Source organism: Corynebacterium sp. (assembly GCF_022712275.1).
Taxonomy (GTDB): domain Bacteria; phylum Actinomycetota; class Actinomycetes; order Mycobacteriales; family Mycobacteriaceae; genus Corynebacterium.
Genome location: NZ_JALAGU010000054.1, coordinates 17080 through 32633, shown reverse-complemented (window position 1 = coordinate 32633; position 15554 = coordinate 17080). Strand labels below are relative to the sequence as shown.

The window sequence follows — 15554 nt, the reverse complement described above, 5'->3', positions numbered from 1 at the left end:
TCACCCTAGCCTGGGGGTTGTGGGACGGTACAACTTTCGAGAAGTGAGAGCCGGTGATTTACGCAACCGCCCCCGGACACCTGGTCGGCGTACCCTGGCGCCCATGTCTGAACAGGTGATCCACGGAGACGGTTGGGCGGTGGGATCGGACGGCGTCCGACGCTGGGGAACCCTCGGCGCGGCCGGACTCTTCCTCACCACCGTCGATAACGGTGTGACGCTGCTGCTCGTCCAGCACCGTGCGATGTGGACCAACTTCGGCGGCACGTGGGGCATCCCCGGCGGTGCGGTGGACGTCGGGGAGTCCGCGACCGAGGCCGCACTGCGTGAGACGCAGGAGGAGACCGGGGTGGATCCGGCGGATGTCACCGTCACGACCTCCGCCGTCACCTCCCGCGTCGCCCTGGAGCACGTGCTGCGCCGCGTCCCGCTGGAGGACGCTGAGCTTCCGCTCGCGGCCCCGGTGACCGACGCCGTGGCATCCGGCCTGCGGCTCTTCGACGCGCTGCGGGACCGCCCGGTGACGCACCCGGACACCGGCCACCGGCTGGTCGCCACCATCGACGGCCAGCTGTGCTGGGAGGTCCCGGACCCGACCGTGGAGGAGTGGACCTACACCACGGTGCTGGGCACGGCGACCCACACCCTCGAACTGACGCCGACCGCGGAGAGCAGCGATCTCGCCTGGTGCCCGGTCGACGAGGTCGCGGAACTCCGTCTGCTGCCGCCCTTCCGGGAGGCGCTGCCCGGGCTGCGGGAGTTGCTCGCACAGCAGTGAACAAGACAGTGAACAGGTGTGGCAGACTGTCCCTCTGTGACTGACGCCGCCCCCGTGACCGCCGACCGCTATCCCGCCCTCCCGCTGCCCGAGTCGCAGGCGTGGAAGGCGCTGATCGCCCTGTGCACCGGGTTCTTCATGATCCTGCTCGACCAGACGATCGTGGCGGTGGCGACCCCGGACTTCCAGGAACACCTCGACGCCGACTACAACCAGGTCATCTGGGTCACCTCGGTGTACCTGCTGACCTTCGCGGTGCCGCTGCTGGTCACCGGACGCCTCGGCGACCGCTTCGGACCGAAGAACGTCTACTGCGTGGGCATGGTGGTGTTCACCCTGTCCTCGCTGTGGTGCGGTCTGTCAGGCAGCATCGAGATGCTCATCGCCGCCCGCGCGGTCCAGGGACTGGGTGCGGCCCTGCTCACCCCGCAGACCATGGCGGTGATCAACCGCGTCTTCGCCCGAAACCGTCGCGGTGCGGCGCTGGGTGCCTGGGGTGCGACTGCGAGCCTGTCGACGCTCACCGGTCCGATCCTCGGTGGCGTGATCACCGAGTACGTCGGCTGGGAGTGGATCTTCTTCGTCAACGTGCCCATCGGCGTCCTCTCGATCATCGCGGTGATGGCGTGGGTGCCGCGGGTGCGGACCACCACCCGGCCGATCGACCCGCTGTCGATCCTGCTGTCGATGGTCGCGGTCTTCCTCCTCGTCTTCGCCCTGCAACAGGGCGAGAAGGAGCACTGGACCTGGTGGATCTGGGTGATGGTCGCGGTCTCTGTGCCACTGTTCGCCGCCTTCGTCCGCCAGCAGGTCGTCGCCGAGGCAGCCGGACGCGATCCCCTGATGCCGCTGAGCCTGTTCTCGGTGCGCAACTTCAGCCTGGGAAATATCGGCATCACCGGCATGGGCTTCACCGTGGCGTCCATCCCGCTGCCGATCACGCTGTACTACCAGCAGGTGCACGGACTCTCGCCGCTGGGCGCGGGTCTGATGATGATCCCGCAGGCGGCGACCTCGCTGATGCTCTCGCCGATCGTCGGACGACTCAGCGACCGCCACAGCGCCCGGAAGTTCGGTGCCTTCGGTTTCACCATGATGGCGGTGTCCATCGTCGCGATGACCGTGGTGATGTCCGGTGGTGTCAGCCACTACTGGACCATCCTCCCGCTCATCGGCCTGGGTGTGGGCAACTCCTTCGTCTGGGCGCCGAACTCGGCGTCCACCATGCGCGACCTCGCCCCGGAGCAGATGGGTGTCGGCTCCGGCGTCTACAACCAGACCCGACAGCTCGGCTCGGTCATCGGTGCCGCGGCCGTCGGCGCGGTCATGCAGTGGCGCCTCACCGTCACCGACCCGGCCAGCGCCTTCGGCGAGGCGATCCTGCTCGCCGCGGCGGTGATCCTCATCGGCACGGTCACCTCACTGATGTCGCGGGACAACCACGTCGGGGCCGCCACACAGACAGCCGGCGGGCGCGCCTGAGCCTGTGCCGCTAGTCTGGGGTCCATGCGCATCGCGACCCTGACCAGTGGTGGAGACTGTCCCGGACTGAACGCCGTCATCCGGGGGGTGGTTCGGACGGCGGCGGGCCACGGTGCCACCGTCATCGGCTACGAGGACGGCTGGCAGGGCCTCGTCGAGGACCGACGCAAGCAACTCTACGACGACGAGGACATCGACCGCATCCTCACCCGCGGCGGCACCATCCTGGGGACCGGACGCCTGCCGGTCGACGAGTTCACCGGGGCGATCGACCGGGTCAAGGAGAATCTCGCGGACGCCGGGATCGACGCCCTCATCGCCATCGGCGGCGAGGGGACGCTCAAGGGGGCACAGTTCCTCCACGAACACGGCGTTCCGGTGGTGGGCGTGCCCAAGACCATCGACAACGACGTCAACGCCACCGACTACACCTTCGGTTTCGACTCCGCCGTGGCCGTGGCCACCGATGCGATCGACCGGCTCCACACCACCGCGGAATCCCACAACCGTGTGATGATCGTCGAGGTCATGGGACGCCACGTCGGCTGGATCGCCCTGCACGCCGGCATGGCCGGCGGCGCCCACGACATCCTCATCCCCGAGCATCCCTTCGACATCGAGGACGTCTGTACCCGCATGGCCCGTCGCTTCCAGCTGGGGGAGAAGTACGGGATCATCGTCGTCGCCGAGGGCGCGGCACCCAAGGAGGGGACGCTGGAGATGGCAGAGCGGGAGGTCGACCAGTTCGGCCACCAGAAATTCGGCAACGTCGGCGCACTGATCGCCCACGAGATCCAGAACCGGCTGGACGCCGACGTGCGCTCCACCGTCCTCGGCCACATCCAGCGCGGCGGCACACCGACCGCCTTCGACCGTGTGCTGGCCACCCGCTACGGCGTCCACGCCACCAAGGCCGCGCTGCGCGGGGACTTCGGCCAGGTTGTCGCCCTGCGCGGCGAGGCCATCCGGCTGGTCAGTTTCGACGACGCCGTGGGGCAGCTCAAGTGCGTTCCGGACCACCGGTGGGAGAGCGCCCTGTCGCTGCTGGGGTGACAACGGTGCTGACCCGGGTTCCGTGACCTGAGCCACCCGGGGTCACGTAAGGTGACGTTCACCATGGATGCACCGGAACACAACTCTCCGCGGAACGCCGACCGCAGCGCCTATGTCGCGACCCTCGGATTCCCTCTCCTCGTCATCATCGGCGGACTCGTCGGATTCTTCGGTCACGGCACCGTCGGTGGGCACAGTGACTGGGTCAACCCGCTGCTCGGACTGATCATGTTCGGCATGGGTCTGACCCTGCAGCCCGCCGATTTCGCCCTCGTCGTCAAGCGCCCACTGCCGGTGCTCATCGGCGTGGTCGCCCAGTACGTCATCATGCCGTTGGTCGCCCTCCTGGTGGTGTGGGTCCTGCAGCTGCCGGACGCGGTCGCCGCCGGCGTCATCCTCGTCGGCTGTGCACCCGGCGGGACGGCCTCGAATGTCGTCTCCTACCTGGCCCGCGGTGACCTGGCACTGTCGGTCGCCATGACCTCGGTATCGACCCTGCTGGCACCGCTGCTCACCCCGGTCCTGACGCTGTGGCTGGCGGGGGAGTACATGCCGCTCGACGGCGGAGGGATGGCCCTGGACATCGTCAAGATCGTCCTGGTCCCCGTCGTCCTGGGCCTCGTGGTCCGACTGTTCCTGCCGGGAGCGGTGGCCCGCGTCCTGCCTGTACTGCCGTGGGTGTCCGTCATCGCCATCGCCGTCGTGGTGGCCCTGGTCGTCTCCAACGCGCACGACAGCATCCTCGACGCCGGCCTGTCCGTCCTGGTGGCGGTCATCCTCCACAACCTGCTCGGTATGGCACTCGGCTTCGGCGCCGGAGCGGCGACCGGTCAACCGCTACGGACCAGGCGGACCATGGCGATCGAGGTCGGCATGCAGAACTCCGGGCTGGCAGCGGGCCTGGCGGCCCAGTACATGGAACCGCTCTCAGCGATCCCCGGTGCCATCTTCTCGGTCTGGCACAACATCTCCGGATCGCTGTTCGCCATGCTCTGCAGGGCTGTCGACAGACGACGCGCGACGACGCACTAGAGTAGGTGACCATGACTGCCGCGGTGAACGATTACTCCGATGATGTGATGGACTACGACGAGGTGCTGGAGCGCTTCGATCCCGTGATGGGTATGGAGGTCCACGTCGAGCTGCTGACGAAGTCGAAGATGTTCTCGACCTCGTCCGCGGAGTTCGGCGACGACCCGAACAGCAACGTCGACCCGGTGTGCCTGGGTCTGCCGGGCGCCCTGCCCGTGGTCAACCGCCAGGGTGTGGAGTGGGCCATCAAGATCGGCCTGGCCCTGAACTGCGAGATCGCCCCGTACTCCCGCTTCGCCCGGAAGAACTACTTCTACCCGGACCAGCCGAAGAACTACCAGATCTCCCAGTACGACGAGCCCATCGCCCACGACGGCTACCTCGACATCGTCCTCGACGACGGCACCCCGTGGCGCGTCGAGATCGAGCGCGCCCACATGGAGGAGGACACAGCCAAGCTGACCCACCTCGGTGGCGCCGGCGGCCGCATCCGAGGCGCCACCGCCTCCCTGGTGGACGCCAACCGTGCCGGCATCCCGCTCATCGAGATCGTGACCAAGCCGATCGAGGGCGCAGGTGCCCGTGCTCCCGAGGTCGCCCGCGCCTACGTCACCGCCCTGCGTGAGCTGGTCAAGGCCCTCGGCGTCTCCGACGTCCGTATGGACCAGGGCTCGATGCGCGTGGACTCCAACCTCTCGCTGCGCCCGATCGGGACCACCGAGTTCGGTACCCGTACCGAGTCGAAGAACATCAACTCCCTGAAGTCGGTCGAGCAGGCCGTGCGCTTCGAGATGCAGCGTCAGGCCGCCTGCCTTGTCAACGGTGTGGAGATCGTCCAGGAGACCCGCCACTACCAGGAAGCCGACGGGACCACCGCCAAGGGACGTCCCAAGGAGACCATGGCGGACTACCGCTACTTCAACGACCCGGACCTTCCTCCGGTCCTGGCCCCGGCCGAGTGGGTCGAGGAGATCCGCGCGACGCTGCCGGAGATGCCGTGGATCCGCCGGGCCCGCATCCAGGAGGAGTGGGGTCTCAAGGACGAGGAGATGCGTGACCTCGTCAACGCCGGCGCCCTCGACCTCATCATCGCCACTGTCGAGGCTGGTGCCGGTGCCACCGAATCCCGCAGCTGGTGGGTCGCCTACCTCGCCCAGAAGGCCAACGAGGCCGGCACCGACCTCGAGGGTCTGGCCATCACCCCGGTCCAGGTCGCCCGTGTGATCGCCCTGATCGGTGAAGGCAAGCTGACCAACAAGCTCGCCCGTCAGGCCGTCGACGGCGTCCTCGCGGGGGAGGGGGACATCGACGAAGTCGTCGCCGCCCGCGGTCTGGAGGTCGTCCGTGACGACGGTGCCATCGAGAAGGCCGTGGAGGATGCGCTGGCGGCCAACCCGGACATCGTGGAGAAGTACCGTGCCGGCAACAAGAAGGTCACCGGTGCGATCGTGGGTCAGGTCATGAAGGCCACCCGCGGCAAGGCCGACCCGGCCCAGGTGAACAAGATCATCGCGGAGAAGCTGGGCTAGGCCTGCCGTGTGAACCGCCGGGCATCATAGCCCCCGCAGGAGTGTTTCTTGAAGAAATAACAATCCTGCGGGGGTTTCGGCGTTTTTCACCCGTTTCGGGGGTGATGTGGGGGTGAACTTACAGAGGTGTCAGGGTGCTTAACGGAAAACCGGTGACGTACGTCGCATGAGACTGCATACTTAATCAGACGTTTACAGACGTGACCCCTTTTACGACCGGTCCGTTGCGAGCTTCCGGCGCCCCGGCCACCCATCCGTGTGCCTGTGAACCTGGAAGCCCGGCGACCGACCCCCGCTCTTCGAGGAGCCCTCCGTTGCTCATTGGTATCCCCAGGGAACCACAGACACTGGTCGCTGCCACCCCGGACACCGTCGGCAAGCTCATCAAGCTGGGCTACGACGTCGCTGTCCAGTCCGGTGCCGGCGACCAGGCAAACCACCCCGACAGCCAGTACGAGACCGCCGGTGCGCGGATCGTCGGCGATGACGTCTGGTCCACGGCCGACATCATCACCACGCTCGACACTCCCTCCGCCGAGCAGCGTGCGGCCATGAAGCCGCAGGCCACGCTTATCGCCCGTCTCGCCCCCGGGCGCAACGACGAGCTGGTCGCCGATCTCGCGGCGGAGAACCTCACGGCCATGGCGATGGACACCGTCCCGCGCATCAGTCGTGCGCAGGCCATGGACGTGCTCAGCTCACAGGCCAACGTCGCCGGTTACCGTGCGGTCATCGAGGCCGCCAACACCTTCGGTCGACTGTTCACCGGTCAGGTCACCGCCGCCGGTAAGGTTCCGCCCGCCACCGTGTACGTCATCGGCACCGGTGTGGCAGGCCTCGCCGCCATCGGTACCGCCAACTCCATGGGTGCGGTCGTCAAGGCCACCGACCTCCGTCCGGAGACCGCCGAGCAGGTCGAGTCGATGGGCGCCGAGTTCGTCGCCATCCCGACCGCCTCGGAGAAGTCCGACGACGGCTACGCCAAGGAGATGACGCAGGACCAGGCTGCCGCCGCCGCGAAGCTCTACGCCGAGCAGGCCGCCCAGGCCGATATCGTCATCACCACCGCTAACATCCCGGGTCGCAAGTCCCCGGTGCTGCTCACCGCGGCCGACGTCGCCGCGATGACCCCCGGTTCGGTCATCGTCGACATGGCCGCCGCCAACGGCGGTAACTGTGAACTCACCGTCCCCGGTGAGGTGACCGAGACCGACAACGGTGTGAAGATCATCGGCTACACCGACCTGGCAGGACGCCTTCCTGCGCAGTCCTCCCAGCTCTACGGCCAGAACATCGTCAACCTGTTCAAGCTCGTCACCCCGGGCAAGGACGGCCGGCTGGTCCTGGACATGGACGACGAGATCGTCCGTGGCATCACGGTCACCCAGGCGTCCGCCACCGGGTCGGCGTCCGACATCCTGTGGCCGCCGCCGCCCGTGAAGGTCTCCGCCGCACCGGCGCCCGCTCCGGCCGCTGCTGCCGCCGAGGCCGAAGAAGAGGAGCCGAAGGGTTCCGGTCTGTGGTGGAAGATCGTCGCCGGTGCGCTCGGTGTGGCACTCGTGCTCGCCAGCCCGCTGTCGGTGACCACGAACTACATGATCCTCATGCTCGCCGTCGTGGTCGGCTTCTACGTCATCACCGCGGTCACGCACTCCCTGCACACACCGCTGATGAGTGAGACCAACGCGATCTCCGGCATCATCCTGGTCGGTGCCGTGCTCCAGGTCGGATCGTCGAATGCGGCGATCGCGGTCCTGGCGTTCATCGCGATCGTCATCGCCTCGATCAACATCTTCGGTGGCTTCGCCGTCACCCGACGCATGCTCGCCATGTTCCAGGGAGGTAACTGATGAATTCCTTCATCCTCGCCACTGAGGTCACCAACCCGGATGTGTCCCAGGATCTCCTGGACTGGACCGACCGGATCTCCACTCTCGCCTACCTCGTCGCGGCCCTGCTGTTCATCCTGGCTCTCGCCGGTCTGTCCAAGCAGCAGTCCGCCGCCCGGGGCAACACCTTCGGCATCGCCGGTATGACCATCGCGCTGGTGGCCACGGTCTTCAAGGCTGCCGTCCAGTCCCACGCGGACCCCGAGAACTACAACGACGCCTGGGTCACCATCCTCCTCGTCGCGGTCGCCATGCTCATCGGTGCCGTCATCGGTATCGCCCGTGCCAGCAAGGTCGAGATGACCGGCATGCCCGAGCTCATCGCGATGCTGCACTGCTTCGTGGGTGCGGCCGCCGTGCTCATCGGTGTCAACTCCTTCATCCACGCCGAGCACACCTCCGAGGCCGGCTACGAGAAGTTCCACCTCGGTGAGGTCTACCTCGGCATCTTCATCGGTGCCGTCACCTTCACCGGCTCGATCATCGCCTACCTGAAGCTCTCTGCCCGTATGAAGGGTGCCCCGCTCACCCTCCCGGGTCGTAACCTGCTGAACCTGGCGATCATCGTCCTCTCCGTCGTCGGCATGGTCTTCTTCATCCTCACCGGTACCGAAGAGGCCGACAACAAGGCTGTCGCATGGACGATCCTCGGCATCATGATCGTCCTGGCCCTGCTGCTGGGTCTGCACCTCGTCGCCGCCATCGGTGGCGGCGACATGCCGGTCGTCGTGTCCATGCTGAACTCCTACTCCGGTTGGGCTGCCGCAGCGGCCGGTTTCATGCTGGCAAACCCGCTGCTCATCATCACCGGCGCACTGGTCGGTTCCTCCGGTGCCTACCTGTCCTACATCATGTGCAAGGCGATGAACCGTTCGTTCATCTCCGTCATCCTGGGTGGCTTCGGCACCGAGGCGTCCTCCAGTGACGACCGTGACTACGGCACGCACACCGAGGTCACCGCCGAGGAGACCGCCGAGCTGCTGAAGAACGCCAAGTCCGTGATGATCACCCCGGGCTACGGCATGGCCGTGGCCCAGGCCCAGTACCCGGTGGCCGCAATGGTCTCCAAGCTCCGCGAAAAGGGTGTCGACGTCACCTTCGGCATCCACCCGGTCGCCGGCCGTCTGCCCGGTCACATGAACGTGCTCCTGGCCGAGGCCAAGGTGCCCTACGACATCGTGCTCGAGATGGACGAGGTCAACGACGACTTCGCCGACATCGACGTGGTGCTCGTCATCGGCGCGAATGACACGGTCAACCCCATCGCCGAAGAGCCCGGCTCGCCGATCGCCGGCATGCCCGTGCTCAAGGTGTGGGACGCCAACCGCGTCGTCGTGTTCAAGCGCTCCATGGGTGCCGGTTACGCCGGCGTCCAGAACCCGCTGTTCTTCAACGAGAACTCCGACATGCTCCTCGGCGACGCCAAGGATTCCGTCGAGAAGATCACCTCCGCCCTGTAACCGGCCCTCTCAACAGGACCGCTCAGGCGAAAGCCCCGGCCTCGTCGCCGTCCCGGATATCTTCCGGACGCGGCGCGGCCGGGGCTTCTGCGTTCCCGGCCGCATTCCAGAACGGCGTGCCCCCGAGACGCTCCCGGTCGTGCGGGGTGTAGAACGCCGCCGGATCCGGCCCGACCGCGACCACGCCGGTGGGGTTGATGTCGGCGTGCACCCGGTAGTAGTGCTGCTTGATGTGGTCGAGGTTGACGGTGTCTCCGATACCGGGGGTCTGGAAGAGGTCGCGCAGGTAGCCCCAGAGGTTCGGCATCTCGGCGATCCTGTTCCGGTTGCACTTGAAGTGCCCGTGGTAGACATGGTCGAAACGCACCAGTGTGGCGAAGAGGTAGACATCCGCGAGCGTCAGGTGCTCACCGACGAGGTACCGGCGGGTGGCCAGGTGCTCCTCGAGCTCATCGAGCCGGGCGAAGAGTACGGCGAAGGCGTCCTCGTAGGACGCCTGGTCCCCGGCGAACCCGCAGCGGTACACCCCGTTGTTCACGGTGCGGAAGTTGAGGTCCGCCATCGCGTCGATCTCTTCACGGAGCTCAGCGGGGTAGAGGTCCGGGGCGCCGGACCGGTGCAGCGGGGCCCACTGTGTGGCGAGGTCAGTGACCATGGAGCGGAAGTCATTGGTCACCACGGCCTTCGAGTTGACCTCCACCAGAGCGGGGACGGTGATCCCCTTCGGGTAGTCCGCGTACCGGTGCAGGTAGCAGTCCCGCAGTCGGCCGACGCCGAGTACCGGATCCACCGAGTCCACGTCGAGGTCGAAGGTCCAGGACTTCCAGTCGTGGGTGGGACCGCACAGCCCCTGCGACAGCGGGGCCGGACCGGTACCGCCTGGGCCGGCGTCCGGTCCGACATCCAGCCCGACGAGCCGACGGGTGATGATCGCGCGGTGGGCCCAGGGGCAGGCCCGGGATCCGACGAGCCGGTAGCGCCCGGCCTCGACCGGCCACTCCCGGTCGCCCTCAGGGTGTTCCACGACCCGGTCGTCGATGTAGTTCATGTCCCGGTCGTAGCCGCCGGCCTCGACGTATCCCACTGCGTCCTCCTCGGTAGTTGTTCCGTTCCTCCCCAGACTAGGCCGAATCCCCGGGTGGGCCGGTCGTGTCTACCGCTGTGGCGGGGATTCGGTGTTTATGGTGGGGATGTGACTGATGAGACGAAGAACCCCCGCCGACCCGACCCCGACCCTGATTTCGAGACCGTGGACGACCTCGGGGGCATCGACGTGCCAGATGCCCCGGAGACCGATGTCCCGGAAGCCCCGCGTCCCGCCCGAGACATCTACGACGTCACCGGGCGCGCCCGTCCACAGAAGATCGTGCCCAAGGCTCCTGAACCGGAACCTGAACCCGAACCGGAGCCTGAGGCGGAGGACACGGAGACCACCGTCTTCGCGTCCTCGCCGGAGGAGTCCGCCGGGGCCACACAGGTGATCGGCGGCCCCGTCGAGTCGGGCAGCTCCGACGCCCTGGACGACGAAGACGCCGCGACGCGCGTCTTCGATCCGGTGGCCGTCCCCCCCGATGCGCCGGCCGGAGACGACGCCTATGCCAGCGGTTACGGTCCCGACTACGAGACCGCCGTCTTCGACGACACCCGCCAGGTCGGGGACATCGACGGCGCTGACACAGAGAATGCCGTGAACGCCGAGGAGCTCGACGGTACCGGGGATGCAGAGCAGGAGGCCGGTGCTGTCGCGGTGACGTCCACCCCGCGCGGCACCCTGGACCTGGGACTGCTCATCCTGCGCATCGTGGTCGGCGTCCTGCTGATCCTGCGTGGTGCCCAGACCCTCTTCGGGTTCGGTGGTGATCCGGGGGTCGATGCCCTGGAGAGCCGGCTGTTCGACTTCACGGCGGCCGATGTTCTCGCGATCGCCCTGCCGGTGGTCCAGCTCGTCGGTGGTGGGCTGCTGCTGCTGGGGCTGGCGACGCCGGTCGGCGGTGCTTTCGCACTGGTCGGCGCGGGCTTCATGGCCCTGTTCGAGCTCTCGCAGTCCGGTGCCGGCTACTGGCCCTATGAGATGAGCAAGGACGTCCAGATCTGGGCGATCCTGGGTCTGCTCGGCCTGGTGCTCATCTTCACCGGCCCCGGCCGATACGGCGCGGACGTCTCCCGTGGTTGGGCGACCCGCCCGAGGGCGTCCGCCTGGCTGTGGGCGGTCATCGGCATCGCCGGTGCCGCGGCGGCATGGGTGCTCCTCGGCGGGGGAAACCCGTTCTGATCAGCCCATCATCGCCAGGCGCGCGGCCATGGCGAGCATGAGGACGCCGATGCCGAGGTTGATCCACCGCCAGACGGACACCTTCGACAGTGGCCGGGCGAGCAGTCGGGCGGCGTAGCCGACCCCGACGAAGAAGAGCACCGAGCCGACCAGGGCGCCGACGGTGAAGACCCACTTTCCGTCGCTCCCGTACTGGTTGGACATGGTGCCGAAGACGATCATGCCGTCGACCCAGGCCGCCGGGTTGAGGAAGGTCACGGCCAGTGCGGTGGGGAGCGCGGCCAGTGCCGGCATCCGGGTCGTCACCCGGGTGCGCAGCGGAATGCGGGTGAGCGTGGCCACGGCGGAATCAGAGCCGGCGTCGGGGGAGTGCACAGTTACCGTCTCCACCGAAGGACGCTCGGTGGAGGTGTCGATCGGGGTGGGGTTGCGCACGTCACGCAGGCAGGTGGTGGCGAACCACAGCAGGTAGGCCACGCCGCCCCAGCGCAGGATCTCCAGCAGCAGCGGCATCTTCTCCACGACGACCGCCACGCCGGCGGTGCCGAGGGTGAGCAGCACGATGTCGCCGATGATGAACACGGAGACGACCAGGCCCACACCCCAGCGTCGCACACCCTGCTTGAGCAGGACGATATTCTGCGGCCCGATACCGACGATGACGGTCAGCTGGAACAGCAGTCCGGAGAGGGCGACATGGAACTGGGAGGCAAGGGTAGCGGTCATCACCCGGATGAGCCTAGGAACCACCCCCGATGAAGACAACCAAGCACTTCTGAACTGACGTAAGATCGGCTTCATGATCCCACGTCACCTCGACACTCTGCTGCTTGTCGTCGATGAGGGGAGTTTCGACGCCGCAGCCTCGCGTCTGGGCGTGAGCCCCTCGGCGGTCAGCCAGCGGATCAAGGCGCTCGAATCGGACGTCGGCCGGGTGGTAGTGCGGCGTGGCTCACCGGTCGGCGTGACCGAGGCCGGGGAGGTGCTTGTCCAGGCGGCCCGACGCCTGCGGCTGCTGGAACAGGAGACCGATGACCGGTTGCGGGGACGTATCAGCGAGCGTCCGGTGACTGTCGGCGTCAATGCGGACTCGCTGGGTACCTGGTTCCGACCTGTGCTGCGGACCGTCGCGGAACAGGGCGGGATCGCGCTGCGGTTGACGGTGGAGGATGAGCAGCATTCCCTGGAGATGCTGCGCCGGGGCGACTGTATGGGGGTGGTCACCGCATCCGCCGATCCGGTCCCTGGCTGTGAGGTCGAGGAACTCGGTGTGCTGCGCTACTGGCCGGTCGGATCCCCGGCCCTGGCCGATCGTCTGGACAGCGAGGACGGCGGCGGATGGGAGAACCTGCCGCTGCTCATCATCGGTGAGCATGACCGGATGACCGATGACATCCTCGACCTGCACGGCATCATCCCGGATGTGGGACGGCGGGTTTCCCGGATCCCGAGTTTCGAGGGGCTCAACGATGCCGTGGTCGCAGGTCTGGGCTGGACGGTGGTCCCCGTGCCCGCTGCGACGCCGTTCGTGGACGCCGGCACCATGGCCCGGCTCAGCGACGATGTCCTCGAAGTGCCGCTCTACTGGCAGCGGTGGCGGCTGGAATCGGACACGCTGGAGGCGCTGACCGACGCGATCCACGCGGCGGCGGCGGTGGGGCTGGATTAACCGGAGGACGCCGCCAGCGCCCGACCGGTTGCCGTATCCGTTGCCGCGACCTCGGCAGGTGTTCCGTCGGCGATGATCCGGCCACCGTCGGCTCCCGCACCCGGGCCCAGGTCGATCACCCGGTCCGCCTGCGCGACAACCCGCAGGTCATGTTCGACGACCACCACGGAGTCCCCGGCGTCCACCAGGCGGTGCAGTTCGGTGACCAGCAGGTCCACGTCCGCCGGGTGGAGTCCGGTCGTCGGCTCGTCCAGCAGGTGCACGGTCGGGGTGCGTCGTCGCGTCTTTCCGGAGCGCTGCAGTTCGGTCGCCAGCTTGATGCGCTGAGCCTCGCCGCCGGAGAGCTCCGGGGCACCCTGGCCCAGCCGCAGATAGTCCAGACCGACCGCGTGCAGGGCCTGAAGTGCGGCGGCGATCTGCGGCTCCTCGGTGAACACGCCCCGGGCCTCGGCCACGGTGAGGTCGAGGATCTCCGCTACGGTGTACCCGTGCCAGGTGACCTCCAGGGTCTCCGGGTTGTACCGGGCACCGTGGCAGTCGGGGCAGGTCGTGTAGCTGCCGGGCAGGAACACCAGCTCCACCTCGATCGTCCCCTCTCCGTCGCAGGTGGGGCAGCGGCCCTGTGTGACGTTGTAGGAGAACCGGGAGACCGTCCATCCGCGTCGCTTCGCCTCGTCGGTGTCCGCGAAGAGCTTGCGCACCCGGTCGAACAGGCCGGTGTAGGTGGCCAGCGTGGAGCGCGGCGTCCGTCCGATGGGTTGTTGGGTGATCAACAGCGCACGTAGGCCGGTGGCCTCCAGTATGCCGGGGAGCACCTGGGAGACCAGGGTCGACTTCCCGGACCCGGAGATGCCTGTGACCGCGGTGAACTGGCCGAGGCCGAGGGTGGCGTCCACATCGAGGGTGCGCGCGGTGGCACGCACCGGCACGCCGTCCGTCGCGGGTCGCGGGGCATCCTTCAGGGTGGGGAAGGATGCCGCGAGCGCGCGTCCGGTCGGAGTGTCCTGCGCGGCCAGGCCCGCCACCGGGCCTGACCAGAGGACCTCCCCGCCGAGCTCGCCGGCACCCGGGCCGACATCGATGACATGGTCGGCGTCGGCGACCAGGGCCATATCGTGCTCCACGAGGATGACACTGTTGCCGGTGCCCAGGAAACGGTCCATCAGTTCACGGACCGCGGTGCGCTCGGTCGGGTGCAGACCGGCCGAGGGCTCGTCGAGGACGTAGACCACCCCGAACAGGCCGGAGTGCAGCTGGGAGGCCAGTCGTAGCCGCTGCATCTCACCGGCGGACAGCGTGGTCGCCGGGCGGTCCAGGCTGAGATGCCCGAGACCCAGGTCGACGGCGGCGGTGAGTGTCGGCAGGACCTGGTCGAGCAGGAGGCGTTCGGCCTCCGTCGCTGCGTCGGCGGCGTCCTCCGTGGTGACGGAGCCCTGTTCCAGCAGTTCCCGCAAGGCCGCCAGAGAGAGGGCATTGAGTTCATCCACCGGGTAGCCGCGGTAGGTGACATGCAGAGCGTCCGGAGTGAGGCGGCGTCCACCGCAGTCCGGGCACACCGCATGGTCCATGAAGGAGAGCACGCGCCTGCGGGTCGACTCCGATCCGGTGGCGGCCAGAGTCTCGCGCAGGTACACCGAGACCGACCGCCAGGTGCCGTCGTAGGTGCGTTGAATCTGGTCGGCGCCGCGCACCGGATGCACCGTGACCACCGGCCTGTCGTCGGTGAACAGGATCCAGTCGCGCTCGGTCTGCGGCAGGTCGTGCCAGGGGAGGTCGGTACGGTAGCCGAGGGTGACGAGGATGTCATGGAAGTTCTTGCCCAGCCACGCGCCGGGCCATGCGGCGATCGCCCCCTCGTCGATGGACAGTGACGGGTCCGGCACCATCGACTGTTCCGTCGGTGCGTGGACCGTCCCCGTGCCCTGGCAGGTCGGGCACATCCCGGCGGCGGTGTTGGGGGAGAAGTGGTCTGAATCCAGCCGACCCACTCTGTCGCGCAGCTCGGCGGGGTAGTCGCCGCAGCGGGAGTACAGCAGCCGCACGGAGTTGGACACGGTGGAGAACGTCCCCACCGTCGACCGCGCACCGCCGCCGGCCCGGTTCTGCTCCAGAGCGACCGTCGGGGGGAGTCCCTCGATCCGCGCGACCTTCGGGTCCACCGCGCCGGCGATCAGACGGCGGGCGAACGGGGCGACGGATTCCAGATAGCGGCGCTGCGCTTCACCGTGGATCGTGCCGAAGGCCAGCGACGACTTCCCCGATCCGGACACCCCGGTCACCGCGACCAGCGCATTGCGGGGAAGTTCCACATCGACGTGGCGGAGGTTGCGCAGGTGGGCGTCGTGCACGGAGATCAGGTCAGACATGACCGCCCAGTCTAGGCGGTACCG

At 67.8% G+C, this 15554-nt stretch carries 12 protein-coding genes; 9 read left to right on the top strand and 3 right to left on the bottom strand.

The annotated features are described in order from the left end of the window. The first annotated feature begins 103 nt into the window (after positions 1 to 103). The 7 genes from Q0A27_RS14060 (at position 104) to pntB (ending at position 9223) form a co-directional block, all read left to right on the top strand. Positions 104 to 778: an NUDIX domain-containing protein gene (locus Q0A27_RS14060; protein WP_291476363.1), complete on the top strand. Its 675-nt coding sequence runs from the start codon at positions 104 to 106 to the stop codon at positions 776 to 778. Between the two features lie 36 nt (positions 779 to 814). After that, complete coding sequence (locus tag Q0A27_RS14055; RefSeq protein WP_291476362.1) at positions 815 to 2260, top strand: DHA2 family efflux MFS transporter permease subunit; 1446 nt, start codon at positions 815 to 817, stop codon at positions 2258 to 2260. A gap of 24 nt (positions 2261 to 2284) precedes the next feature. After that, a complete protein-coding gene (locus Q0A27_RS14050; RefSeq protein ID WP_291476361.1) occupies positions 2285 to 3313 on the top strand; it encodes an ATP-dependent 6-phosphofructokinase in 1029 nt (342 codons plus the stop codon). A gap of 63 nt (positions 3314 to 3376) precedes the next feature. Then, entirely contained in the window at positions 3377 to 4345 is a 969-nt protein-coding gene (locus tag Q0A27_RS14045; RefSeq protein WP_291476360.1) for a bile acid:sodium symporter family protein, read from the top strand. A gap of 11 nt (positions 4346 to 4356) precedes the next feature. Further along, positions 4357 to 5874 (top strand): Asp-tRNA(Asn)/Glu-tRNA(Gln) amidotransferase subunit GatB, encoded by a 1518-nt coding sequence (gene gatB / locus Q0A27_RS14040; protein WP_291476359.1) that lies wholly within the window; start codon positions 4357 to 4359, stop codon positions 5872 to 5874. Positions 5875 to 6188: 314 nt separating this feature from the next. Next, positions 6189 to 7724: a Re/Si-specific NAD(P)(+) transhydrogenase subunit alpha gene (locus Q0A27_RS14035; protein WP_291476358.1), complete on the top strand. Its 1536-nt coding sequence runs from the start codon at positions 6189 to 6191 to the stop codon at positions 7722 to 7724. Continuing rightward, positions 7724 to 9223, top strand: coding sequence for a Re/Si-specific NAD(P)(+) transhydrogenase subunit beta (pntB, locus tag Q0A27_RS14030; RefSeq protein WP_291476357.1), 1500 nt, complete (start codon positions 7724 to 7726; stop codon positions 9221 to 9223). The genes Q0A27_RS14035 and pntB overlap by 1 nt, the downstream gene beginning before the upstream one ends. A gap of 22 nt (positions 9224 to 9245) precedes the next feature. Here the strand turns inward: pntB and Q0A27_RS14025 are convergent, their stop codons facing one another. Then, positions 9246 to 10307 carry a glutathione S-transferase C-terminal domain-containing protein gene (locus Q0A27_RS14025; protein ID WP_291476356.1) on the bottom strand — a complete coding sequence of 354 codons (1062 nt, stop codon included), beginning with the start codon at positions 10305 to 10307 and terminating at the stop codon, positions 9246 to 9248. Between the two features lie 108 nt (positions 10308 to 10415). Between Q0A27_RS14025 and Q0A27_RS14020 the strand changes: the two genes are divergently transcribed. Then, complete coding sequence (locus Q0A27_RS14020; RefSeq protein WP_291476355.1) at positions 10416 to 11495, top strand: DoxX family membrane protein; 1080 nt, start codon at positions 10416 to 10418, stop codon at positions 11493 to 11495. Here Q0A27_RS14020 and Q0A27_RS14015 read toward each other — a convergent pair whose 3' ends face one another. Continuing rightward, positions 11496 to 12221, bottom strand: a complete 726-nt coding sequence (locus Q0A27_RS14015; RefSeq protein ID WP_291476354.1) for a LysE family transporter — start codon at positions 12219 to 12221, stop codon at positions 11496 to 11498. Between the two features lie 73 nt (positions 12222 to 12294). Between Q0A27_RS14015 and Q0A27_RS14010 the strand changes: the two genes are divergently transcribed. Beyond that, on the top strand, positions 12295 to 13164 hold the full coding sequence (locus Q0A27_RS14010) for an ArgP/LysG family DNA-binding transcriptional regulator (protein WP_291476353.1): 870 nt from the start codon (positions 12295 to 12297) through the stop codon (positions 13162 to 13164). Here Q0A27_RS14010 and Q0A27_RS14005 read toward each other — a convergent pair. Next, entirely contained in the window at positions 13161 to 15530 is a 2370-nt protein-coding gene (locus Q0A27_RS14005; RefSeq protein ID WP_291476352.1) for an excinuclease ABC subunit UvrA, read from the bottom strand. The genes Q0A27_RS14010 and Q0A27_RS14005 overlap by 4 nt on opposite strands. Between the last annotated feature and the right edge of the window lie 24 nt (positions 15531 to 15554).

What these genes read in the sequence shown, in the direction of transcription:
- Q0A27_RS14050 (WP_291476361.1), top strand. Translation starts at nt 2,285, where the DNA reads ATGCGCATCGCGACCCTGACCAGTGGTGGAGACTGTCCCGGACTGAAC.
- Q0A27_RS14015 (WP_291476354.1), bottom strand. Translation starts at nt 12,221, where the DNA reads ATGACCGCTACCCTTGCCTCCCAGTTCCATGTCGCCCTCTCCGGACTG.
- pntB (WP_291476357.1), top strand. Translation starts at nt 7,724, where the DNA reads ATGAATTCCTTCATCCTCGCCACTGAGGTCACCAACCCGGATGTGTCC.
- Q0A27_RS14005 (WP_291476352.1), bottom strand. Translation starts at nt 15,530, where the DNA reads ATGTCTGACCTGATCTCCGTGCACGACGCCCACCTGCGCAACCTCCGC.
- Q0A27_RS14060 (WP_291476363.1), top strand. Translation starts at nt 104, where the DNA reads ATGTCTGAACAGGTGATCCACGGAGACGGTTGGGCGGTGGGATCGGAC.
- Q0A27_RS14010 (WP_291476353.1), top strand. Translation starts at nt 12,295, where the DNA reads ATGATCCCACGTCACCTCGACACTCTGCTGCTTGTCGTCGATGAGGGG.
- Q0A27_RS14045 (WP_291476360.1), top strand. Translation starts at nt 3,377, where the DNA reads ATGGATGCACCGGAACACAACTCTCCGCGGAACGCCGACCGCAGCGCC.
- gatB (WP_291476359.1), top strand. Translation starts at nt 4,357, where the DNA reads ATGACTGCCGCGGTGAACGATTACTCCGATGATGTGATGGACTACGAC.